Genomic DNA, 9,493 nt, shown 5'->3' on the forward strand with positions numbered 1-9,493 from the left:
GTCCGGCATCACGTGCTCATCCGGGCTGGCGAGGCGTTCGTCGTCCGCTGACGACGCGCGTGCGGCATCCGTCGGCACGCCGAACAGGTCGAATTGCCCGTCGGCGTGCGACTCGTCGGTGTCGTCGCGCTGCTGTCGTTGCGGCGGCGCCTTGCGCCGCGTCCTGCCGTCACCCATGCATGCCCAGCGTGATGCGCCGCCTAGCGCGGCAGCGCGTGTTCGTACATGTAGCGCCGCGACCACGGCAGCGTTTTCGCGCTGCGTCCGGCTTTGCGGCACACGATCTGGAAGATCGACACGTCGTCGTGCTCGAACGCATACGCGCAGCCGGCGAGATACACGCGCCAGATACGGAATTTTTCGTCGTCGACGAGCTTTCTCGCTTCTTCCGCTTTCGCTTCGAAGTTTTCCGTCCAGATATCGAGCGTGCGCGCATAGTGCCGGCGCAGGCTTTCGACGTCAACCGCCTCGAGTCCGCCGCGCTGCGCCGCTTCGAGCGCGAGGCTGATGTGCGGCAGTTCGCCGTCCGGGAACACGTAGCGATCGATGAATTCGCCGCCGCCGAGCGCCGTTTCGCCGCTTTCCGCGTCGGTCGACGTGATCCCGTGGTTCATCGCGATGCCGTCGTCGGTGAGCAGGTCGTGCACGCGCGAGAAGTAGAGCGGCAGGTTCTTGCGGCCGACGTGCTCGAACATCCCGACACTCGTGATGCGGTCGAACTGGCCTTCGATCTCGCGGTAATCCTGCAGACGAATCTCGATCTTGTCTTCGAGCCCCGCGGCCTTCACGCGCGCGGTCGCGAGGTCGAACTGGTTCTGCGACAGCGTCACGCCGAGACACGTCGCGCCGAACTTCTGCGCGGCGCGCAGCACGAGCGCGCCCCACCCGCAGCCGATGTCGAGCAGGCGCTGGCCGGGCTGCAGCTGGATCTTCGTCAGGATGTGGTCGATCTTCTTGATCTGCGCGGTGGCGAGATCCTCGTCGCCGTTTTCGAAGTACGCGCACGAGTACACCATGTTCTCGTCGAGCCACAGCTGATAGAACTCGTTCGAGACGTCGTAGTGGTACTGGATCGCCTTCTTGTCGGTGCTCTTCGTGTGATTGAAGTAGCGCTTCACGCGTGCGAGCTTGCTGGCGCTCGTCACGGTGCTGCGCGCGAGCGAGTAGCCGATGTTGATGATGTCCGACAGCTTGCCTTCGATGTCGATCTTGCCCTTCACGTACGCCTCGCCGAGATTGTCGAGGCTCGGTTCGAGCAGCAGCGGCAACGCCGACGCGCTGTTTACCTTCAGCGTGACCTGCGGCGCGCTGAAGGTGCCGAAATCGAGTTGATCGCCGTTCCATAGCACGAGTCGCGCCGGTATGTTCGCTTTCGCCCGTACTTCATCCGCCCACTGTGCCAGCTTCTTTTCCCAGAACATTTGGATTCTCCGTTTGTTCGTTGAATCGAATACAGCCAAGTATCCTGACCGGCGCCCGCCGCTTGCGGCGCGGGCACCCGGATGCAACACGAGACACGACCGGCGCGCGCCGGCGCCGCGCTTACGGCGACAGGCGCGAGATCGTCCAGCCCGGCGCCGCCGCGGCGTCGCGCGTATAGAGCAGGCGGTCGTGCAGCCGCGACGGGCGCCCCTGCCAGAACTCGATCGAGTCGGGCACGAGGCGGTAGCCGCCCCAGTGCGGCGGGCGCGGCGGGTTGTCGCCGTAGCGCTCGCTGACGGCCTTCTCGCGCGCTTCGAGCGTCGCGCGGCTGTCGATCACCGCGCTCTGCTCCGACGCCCATGCGCCGATGCGCGACCCGAGCGGGCGCGACGCGAAATAACGGTCGCTTTCTTCCGCGCTGGTTTTCTCGATCCGGCCTTCGATGCGCACCTGGCGCTCGAGCTCGATCCAGTAGAACAGCAGCGCGGCTTGCGGATGCACGGCGAGATCGTGACCCTTGCGGCTTTCGTAATTGGTGAAGAAGACGAACCCGCGTTCGTCGACGCCCTTGATGAGCACGATCCGGGCCGACGGCCGACCGTCGGCGCCGACGGTCGCGAGCGTCATCGTGTTCGGCTCGGGCAATTTGGCGGCGAGCGCCTCCTTGAACCAGCGATCGAACTGGGCGAAGGGGTCGGGGGCGGCATCGGCTTCGTCGAGCGAAGCACGTGAATAGTTGATGCGGAGATCGGCGAGAGTCGTCATGTTATGCAAACGCTTCAATCTGGGGCCAGTATAGCGAACGCGCGAAAATCGTGCGTGCACAGTGGCGCGTGGGAGCGGGGAGTTCAGGCAGAATAGAGGGCTGCACGACTTACGTTTTCCTTGCTGCCATGTCCTCCGCCGACGCTGCCCCGCCCAGTTCTTCCGATCTTACCCCGACCCCGGAAATCCAGCTTGACGTGGATCGCGCGCGGCGTTTCGGCGGCGTCGCGCGCCTGTATGGCGCGCCGGCGGCCGCCGCGTTCGAGCGGGCGCACGTCGCGGTGATCGGGATCGGCGGCGTCGGGTCGTGGGTGGCCGAGGCGCTCGCGCGCAACGCGGTCGGCACGCTGACGCTGATCGATCTCGACAACGTCGCGGAAAGCAACACGAACCGGCAGATCCATGCGCTCGACGGCAATTACGGCAAGCCGAAGGTCGACGCGATGGCCGAGCGTATCGCGCTGATCGATCCCGCATGCCGCGTGAACCGGATCGAGGATTTCGTCGAGCCCGACAATTTCGACGCGCTGCTCGGCGGCGGCTTCGACTATGTGATCGACGCGATCGACAGCGTGCGCACGAAAGTCGCGCTGATCGCGTGGTGCGTCGCGAAACGGCAGCCGTTGATCGTCGTCGGCGGCGCGGGCGGGCAGCTCGATCCGACGCGCATCCGCATCGACGATCTCGCGCTGACGATCCAGGACCCGCTGCTGTCGAAGGTGCGTGCGCAGTTGCGCAAGCAGCACGGTTTTCCGCGCGGGCCGAAGGCGCGTTTCAAGGTCAGCGCCGTGTATTCGGACGAGCCGCTGATCTACCCGGAAGCGGCGGCCTGCGACATCGAGGACGGCGCGGAGCCGTCCGCGGCCGCGCACGTCGCGGGGCTCAACTGCGCGGGCTTCGGTTCGAGCGTGTGCGTGACCGCGAGCTTCGGGTTCGCGGCGGCCGCGCATGCGCTGCGGGCGATCGCGGCACAGGCGGCCGGCTGAACGTGCAACGCGCGGGCAGGAAAGGGTGATGCTGCGGCGCGGGTAATGCGCCGCGAGCGATACGGCAGGTCAGCCGGGCCATCGTGGCCCGGCCTCTCGTGGCCCGGCCTTTCGTGGCCCGGCTCGTCGTACTTCAGTTGAGCGCCATGCTCAGCTTGCGTCGCCACGCGGCGACGAGGTCGGGGCGATCACCGGCCAGTTCGAACACCGAGATCATCGTGCGGCGGCCGAGATCGTCGCCGTATGCGCGATCGCGCGTCACGATTTCCAGCAACTGTTCCAGTGCCCCTTCGTACGCACGCCGTGCGATCAGGCTCTGCGCGAGGTCGAAGCGTGCGTCGAGATCGGCCGGATTCGCCGCGATGCGCGCTTCGAGCGCGTCGGTCGGCGGCAGGTCGGCCGTGGCGTCCAGCGCGTCGAAACGGGTCTTGATCGCCTGGTAGCGCGGGTCGCCGTTCTGCACGGTTTGCGGCGACAGGCGTTCGGTCTCCGCGCGCGCGGCGTCGACCTCGTTGCGCGCGAGCAGCAGCTCGATCAGGTCGAGGCGCGCGTCGTCGTAGCCGGGGTTCAGCGCCAGCGCCGCTTCGAGGTGAGCGAGCGCATCGTCGAAACGCTGTTCGGCCATCGCATATTGCGCGGCGCGGCGCTCGGCTTCCTCGGCCGCCGGCAGCAGCCGGTCGAGGAACGCGCGCAACTGGCCCTCGGGCAGCACGCCGACGAACTGATCGACCGGGCGCCCGTCGGCGAACGCGATCACGTGCGGGATGCTGCGCGTCTGGAAGTGCGCGGCGAGTTCCTGGTTCTCGTCGACGTTGACCTTCACGAGCTTCCAGCGGCCTGCGTAATCGGCCTCGAGCTTTTCCAGTAGCGGGCCGAGCGTCTTGCAGGGGCCGCACCACGGCGCCCAGAAGTCGACCAGCACGGGCGTGTCCAGCGACGCCTCGATGACGTCTTTCTCGAATGTGGCAAGCGTGGTGTCCATGTCGTTCTCTTCCGTTCGAATATCGTCAGGATGGGGGCGGCGCGCCGCTTTTTCAACGCGGCTTCGCTTCGGGCAGCGGAATCCATTCCGTTTCGCCAGGCACCTTGCCCATTTCCTGGCGCGTCCACGCCGCTTTCGCCTGCTCGATCGCCTCGCGGCTGCTCGCGACGAAATTCCACTCGATGAAGCGTTCGCCGTCCATCCGGTCGCCGCCGAGCAGCATCGCGCGCGCGCCGCTGGTGCTCGTCAGCGTGACCGTCGCGCCTGGCGCGAGTACGGCCATCTGTTCGGCCGGCACCGGCGTGCCGTCGATCGCGAGCGCGCCGTCGACTACGTAGACCGCGCGCTCCTCGTGCGACGCATCGAGTTCGAGCCGGCCGCCGGCCGCGAATTCGGCCGCGACGTACAGCGTGCGCGAGAACGTCGTCACGGGCGAATGCAGCCCGAACGCGTCGCCGGCGATCACCGTCAGCGCCACGCCGTTTTCGTCGCGCTTGGGCAGCGTGTCGGCCGCGTGGTGCTCGAACGACGGCTCGGTCGTCTCGTGCGCCTGCGGCAGCGCGACCCAGGTCTGGATGCCGTGCACGGTGTGGCTGCTCGCGCGCTGCGCGTCCGGCGTGCGCTCGGAGTGGACGATGCCGCGGCCGGCCGTCATCCAGTTCACGTCGCCCGGCACGATTTCCTGCAGCGAGCCGAGGCTGTCGCGGTGCAGGATCGCGCCGTCGAACAGGTAGGTGACCGTCGCGAGCCCGATGTGCGGATGCGGGCGCACGTCGAGCCCCGTGCCGGCGGGCAGCGTGGCGGGCCCCATGTGATCGAAGAAGATGAACGGGCCGACGAGGCGTGCGGCGAGCGCGGGCAGCGTGCGGCGCACCTGCAGGTTGCCGATGTCGCGCACGTGCGGCTTCAACAGGGCTTTGATCGAGTCGGTCATGGCGGGCCTCGTGGGGAACGGCTGGATTGCCGGTCATTGTACTGGCGGCGCGGCGGTGCGCGTGACGGGGGAGCGCGAAACGCGCGCGGCGCGATGCACCCGCGGCAGGCACGCGTCATGCGGCATCCTCCGCGGTGCGCAGGCTGCTGCGCCCGCCGCTGCGCACGCCGCCGATTCCATACGCGCCGCGCGGGTATCGGGCCGGGCGGCGAAACCCGGTAGACTGACCGGCTTCATACCGACAATTCGACAATCGAGGAGACGCCGATGATGGCCCCGAAGGACTTGCTGCTCGCGCTGGTCGTGATCCTCGCGTGGGGCGTGAACTTCGTCGTGATCAAGGTCGGCCTGCACGGCATGCCGCCGATGCTGCTCGGCGCGCTGCGCTTCACGCTCGCGGCCGTGCCCGCGGTGTTCTTCGTGCGCCGGCCGCAGATTTCGTGGCGGCTGCTGGTGCTGTACGGCGCGACGATCCAGCTCGGCCAGTTCGTATTCCTGTTCACCGGCATGTACGTCGGCATGCCGGCCGGCCTCGCGTCGCTCGTGCTGCAGTCGCAGGCGTTCTTCACGCTGGTGTTCGCGATGCTGTTCCTCGGCGAGCGGCTGCGTGTGCAGAACCTGGTCGGGCTCGCGATCGCCGCGGGCGGGCTCGTCGTGATCGCCGCGCAGGGCGGCCGCGCGATGACGCTCGCGGGCTTCCTGCTGACGATCTGCTCGGCCGCGATGTGGGCCGTCGGCAATATCGTCACGAAGAAGGTCGGCAAGGCGAACCTCGTGTCGCTCGTCGTGTGGGCGAGCCTCGTGCCGCCCGTGCCGTTCTTCCTGCTGTCGCTGTGGTTCGAGGGGCCGCAGCGGATCGCGACCGCGCTCGCAGGGCTCGACGGCGCGTCGATCTTCGCGGTCGTTTATCTCGCGTTCGTCGCGACGCTGCTCGGCTACGGGCTGTGGAGCCGCCTGCTGTCGCGCTACCCGGCCGCGCAGGTCGCGCAATTCTCGCTGCTGGTGCCGATCATCGGGCTCGCGTCGTCGGCGCTGCTGCTCGACGAGCATCTGACGCAGGCGCAGTTGATCGGCGCCGCGCTCGTGATGGGCGGGCTCGCGGTGAACGTGTTCGGCGGGAAACTGCTGAGCCGCTTCGCGGCGTCGTGACGCGCCGGCACGCACTGCGTGCCGGCGGCAGGGAAGCGATGGCGCTCAGGCCATCCGGCTCTTCGCGAGCGGCGGATTCGCGGCGAAATAACGCTTGATGCCGCGGAAGATCGCGTCGGCCATCTCGTCGCGATAGCTGTCGTCGTTGAGCCGGCGCTCTTCGTCCGGGTTGCTGATGAACGCGGTTTCGACGAGGATCGACGGAATGTCGGGCGCCTTCAGCACCGCGAACCCGGCCTGCTCGACCGAGCCCTTGTGCAGCTTGTTGATGCCGCCCACTTCCTTCAGCACGTAGTTGCCGTAGCGCAGCGAGTCGCGGATCTGCGCGGTCGTCGACATGTCGAACAGCGCGCGGTTCACGGCCGCGTCCGCCGTCTTGATGTTGATGCCGCCGATCAGGTCCGACGAATTCTCCTTGTTCGCCATCCAGCGCGCCGCGGCACTCGTCGCGCCGTGGTCGGACAGCGCGAACACCGACGAGCCGCGCGCGGACGGCGTCGTGAACGCGTCCGCGTGGATCGACACGAAGAGATCCGCGCCGACGCGGCGCGCCTTCTGCACGCGCACGTTCAGCGGCACGAAGAAGTCGGCGTCGCGCGTCATCATCGCACGCATGTTCGGCGCGGCGTCGATCTTCGCGCGCAGCTTCTTCGCGATGTCGAGCGCGATGTGCTTCTCGTACGTGCCGCCGCCGCCGATCGCGCCCGGGTCCTCGCCGCCGTGGCCGGGGTCGATCGCGACCGTCAGCAGGCGTACCGTGCCGCCCTTGCCGGATTTCGGCGCGGTGAACTTGTAGGTGTCGTCGCCGTCGTCGCTGTCGTCGCGGCGCGCGATGACGGGCGGCGGCTTGACGGCCGGCTTCGCGGGCGTCGACGGCGTGCCGGCGGCCGGCGGCGCGTGCGGCGTGGCCGGCGTGTTCTGCGCGAAACGCTGGAAGAACGCGTCGCTGTTGTCGCCCGCGCCGGGCGGCGGGGTGCCCGGGCCGGACAGCGTGGACGGCGGCTGCATCTGCTGCGCGCGCGTGGTGTCGTTGAGCGCCTGTTCCTTGCGTTCCGTCTGCGCGATCAGGTCGGACAGCGGATCGGGCGCGACGGCCGGATACAGGTCGAACACGAGCCGGTACTTGTAGGTGCCCACCGGCGGCAGCGTGAACACCTGCGGCTTCACCGAGCCTTTCAGATCGAACACCATCCGCACGACGTGCGGCTGATACTGGCCGACGCGCACCGACTGGATCTGCGGATCATTCGGCGCGATCTTCGATACGAGGTCGCGCAGCGCCTGGTCGAGGTCGAGGCCGCTCAGGTCGACGACCAGACGGTCGGGACCCTGCAGCAGCTGTTGGCTATTCTGCAGCGGCTGGTCGGATTCGATCGTGACGCGCGTGTAATCGCGTGCGGGCCACACGCGCACGCCGAGCACCGACGACGCGTGCGCGAGCCGCGGCGCGACGAGACCGAGCACCAGCGTCGACGCCCCCGCGCGCAGGATCTGACGGCGCCGCCAGTTGTGCGTCGCGGTGGCCGCCGATTCGATCGAGCGGAACGGTTTGATCAACATCTTTCGAGACATGCCTTTCCTGAAGCGCTGTACGCCCGGACGGTGAGGGCACGGCCGTCGCCATCCACGTCGAGCGAGAAAACCAGATCGGGCACGCCGAGCAGGGCGCCCGCCTGTTGCGGCCATTCGACGAGGCAGATCGCGGTGGAATTGAAATATTCGCGAAAGCCTGCATCGGACCATTCGGCCGGATCGTTGAATCGATACAGATCGAAGTGATAGACCTCGAGTTCCCCATCGCTGCGTTCGAGCGCGTATGGCTCGACGAGCGTATAGGTCGGGCTGCGCACGCGCCCCTGGTGGCCGAGGCCGCGCAGGATCGCGCGCACGAGGGTCGTCTTGCCCGCGCCGAGATCGCCGACCAGCTGGATCTGCAGCCCGTCGAACGCATGCGCGCGGTCGAGTTCGAGGCGCGCCGCGTCGAGCGCGTGCGCGAAGCGGGTGCCGAAGGCCTCGGTTGCCGCTTCGTCGGCGAGCGCGACCACGCGCTCCGCGAGCGGGGCGGGCAACGTGGCATGAGGCGGTTGGCTGGACGTGGCTGGCATTCTCGTAAAATAGTGCGATGAACCGACTACCGGAACGCGCCGCATCCGACAGGCCTTCGACTCGTGACGAAGGCGCGGCGCCGTGCGCGCTCGACGATGCGGCGTTGACTGCGCTCGCCGCTCGCATCAGGGCGTGGGGGCGCGAATTGGGTTTCGGGGCGATCGGCATCAGCGATACCGATCTCTCGGATGCCGAAGCGGGCCTCGCCGCCTGGCTGGAAGCCGGATACCACGGCGCAATGGATTATATGGCGAAACATGGGATGAAACGCGCGCGGCCGGCCGAACTTGTGGCCGGTACGCGACGCGTGATCTCCGTGCGGCTCGCCTATTTGCCGGCCCAAACGCTCGCGGCCGACGCGCCCGCTGGCGAGCCCGGCGCGCTCGTGCCACACGACTGGCGCGCGCGCGAACGGGCGCGGCTCGACGATCCGCAGGCGGCCGTCGTGTCGATCTATGCGCGCGGCCGCGACTATCACAAGGTGCTGCGCAACCGGCTGCAGACACTCGCGGAGCGCATCGAGCACGAGATCGGCGGGTTCGGCTACCGCGTGTTCACCGATTCGGCGCCCGTGCTCGAGGTCGAACTCGCGCAGAAGGCCGGAGTCGGCTGGCGCGGCAAGCACACGCTGCTGCTGCAGCGCGATGCCGGCTCGCTGTTCTTTCTCGGCGAGATCTACGTCGACCTGCCGCTGCCGACCGACGCGCACACGTCGCCCGACACAGCACCCGAGACGCCCGGCGCGCACTGCGGCAGCTGCACCCGCTGCATCGACGCGTGCCCGACCGGCGCGATCGTCGAGCCGTACCGCGTCGATGCGCGCCGCTGCATCTCGTACCTGACGATCGAACTGAAAGGCAGCATCCCCGAGCCGCTGCGGCCGATGATCGGCAATCGCGTGTACGGCTGCGACGACTGCCAGCTCGTGTGCCCGTGGAACAAGTTCGCGCAGGCCGCGCCCGTCGCCGATTTCGACGTGCGGCACGGCCTCGACCGCGCGACGCTCGTCGAGCTGTTCGCGTGGGACGCGGAGGCATTCGACACACGGATGCAGGGCAGCGCGATCCGGCGCATCGGCTACGAAAGCTGGCTGCGCAATCTCGCGGTCGGGCTCGGCAATGCGCTGCGCGCCGGCGCGGACCGGCTCGC

At 68.2% G+C, this 9,493-nt stretch carries 9 protein-coding genes and 1 pseudogene; 3 read left to right on the forward strand and 7 right to left on the reverse strand.

Translation table 11 applies throughout. The features are described from left to right. The 3 genes and pseudogenes from H3O04_RS36725 to pdxH all read right to left on the reverse strand — a co-directional run. Positions 1 to 279 (reverse strand): annotated as a pseudogene (locus tag H3O04_RS36725) (DUF72 domain-containing protein); the annotation flags it as partial. Further along, positions 201 to 1,421: an SAM-dependent methyltransferase gene (locus tag H3O04_RS30910; RefSeq protein WP_006477998.1), complete on the reverse strand. Its 1,221-nt coding sequence runs from the start codon at positions 1,419 to 1,421 to the stop codon at positions 201 to 203. The pseudogene H3O04_RS36725 and the gene H3O04_RS30910, both read right to left, overlap by 79 nt. A 121-nt stretch (positions 1,422 to 1,542) precedes the next feature. Further along, complete coding sequence (pdxH, locus tag H3O04_RS30915; RefSeq protein WP_027812771.1) at positions 1,543 to 2,187, reverse strand: pyridoxamine 5'-phosphate oxidase; 645 nt, start codon at positions 2,185 to 2,187, stop codon at positions 1,543 to 1,545. A 128-nt stretch (positions 2,188 to 2,315) separates the two neighbouring features. Here pdxH and H3O04_RS30920 point away from each other — a divergent pair, with 128 nt between their 5' ends. After that, positions 2,316 to 3,173 (forward strand): tRNA threonylcarbamoyladenosine dehydratase, encoded by an 858-nt coding sequence (locus H3O04_RS30920; protein ID WP_053526310.1) that lies wholly within the window; start codon positions 2,316 to 2,318, stop codon positions 3,171 to 3,173. 133 nt (positions 3,174 to 3,306) lie between these two features. On the opposite strand, the gene trxA is transcribed toward H3O04_RS30920, so the two are convergent. Together trxA and H3O04_RS30930 are read right to left on the reverse strand one after the other, a co-directional pair. Beyond that, positions 3,307 to 4,155 carry a thioredoxin gene (trxA, locus tag H3O04_RS30925; RefSeq protein WP_011694383.1) on the reverse strand — a complete coding sequence of 283 codons (849 nt, stop codon included), beginning with the start codon at positions 4,153 to 4,155 and terminating at the stop codon, positions 3,307 to 3,309. A 52-nt stretch (positions 4,156 to 4,207) separates the two neighbouring features. After that, positions 4,208 to 5,089, reverse strand: a complete 882-nt coding sequence (locus H3O04_RS30930) for a pirin family protein (protein ID WP_202589130.1) — start codon at positions 5,087 to 5,089, stop codon at positions 4,208 to 4,210. Between the two features lie 270 nt (positions 5,090 to 5,359). Here H3O04_RS30930 and H3O04_RS30935 point away from each other — a divergent pair, with 270 nt between their 5' ends. Next, positions 5,360 to 6,238, forward strand: coding sequence for an O-acetylserine/cysteine exporter (locus H3O04_RS30935; protein ID WP_011694382.1), 879 nt, complete (start codon positions 5,360 to 5,362; stop codon positions 6,236 to 6,238). 45 nt (positions 6,239 to 6,283) lie between these two features. Here H3O04_RS30935 and H3O04_RS30940 read toward each other — a convergent pair whose 3' ends face one another. Beyond that, entirely contained in the window at positions 6,284 to 7,810 is a 1,527-nt protein-coding gene (locus H3O04_RS30940; protein WP_012329102.1) for an N-acetylmuramoyl-L-alanine amidase, read from the reverse strand. Beyond that, positions 7,792 to 8,343 carry a tRNA (adenosine(37)-N6)-threonylcarbamoyltransferase complex ATPase subunit type 1 TsaE gene (tsaE, locus tag H3O04_RS30945; RefSeq protein WP_034174436.1) on the reverse strand — a complete coding sequence of 184 codons (552 nt, stop codon included), beginning with the start codon at positions 8,341 to 8,343 and terminating at the stop codon, positions 7,792 to 7,794. Before tsaE ends, H3O04_RS30940 begins: the two co-directional genes overlap by 19 nt. A gap of 17 nt (positions 8,344 to 8,360) precedes the next feature. On the opposite strand from tsaE, the gene queG reads away from it, so the two are divergent. Further along, positions 8,361 to 9,493 (forward strand): tRNA epoxyqueuosine(34) reductase QueG (gene queG / locus H3O04_RS30950; protein ID WP_202589131.1); only part of this gene is annotated, 1,133 nt, incomplete at its 3' end.

Origin of the sequence: Burkholderia sp. KCJ3K979 (genome assembly GCF_016759955.1) — a bacterium.
Taxonomy (GTDB): domain Bacteria; phylum Pseudomonadota; class Gammaproteobacteria; order Burkholderiales; family Burkholderiaceae; genus Burkholderia; species Burkholderia orbicola.

Coding starts and splice junctions, on each gene's coding strand:
- H3O04_RS30910 (WP_006477998.1), bottom strand. CDS start 1,421: ATGTTCTGGGAAAAGAAGCTGGCACAGTGGGCGGATGAAGTACGGGCG.
- H3O04_RS30940 (WP_012329102.1), bottom strand. CDS start 7,810: ATGTCTCGAAAGATGTTGATCAAACCGTTCCGCTCGATCGAATCGGCG.
- H3O04_RS30935 (WP_011694382.1), top strand. CDS start 5,360: ATGGCCCCGAAGGACTTGCTGCTCGCGCTGGTCGTGATCCTCGCGTGG.
- trxA (WP_011694383.1), bottom strand. CDS start 4,155: ATGGACACCACGCTTGCCACATTCGAGAAAGACGTCATCGAGGCGTCG.
- H3O04_RS30930 (WP_202589130.1), bottom strand. CDS start 5,089: ATGACCGACTCGATCAAAGCCCTGTTGAAGCCGCACGTGCGCGACATC.
- tsaE (WP_034174436.1), bottom strand. CDS start 8,343: ATGCCAGCCACGTCCAGCCAACCGCCTCATGCCACGTTGCCCGCCCCG.
- H3O04_RS30920 (WP_053526310.1), top strand. CDS start 2,316: ATGTCCTCCGCCGACGCTGCCCCGCCCAGTTCTTCCGATCTTACCCCG.
- pdxH (WP_027812771.1), bottom strand. CDS start 2,187: ATGACGACTCTCGCCGATCTCCGCATCAACTATTCACGTGCTTCGCTC.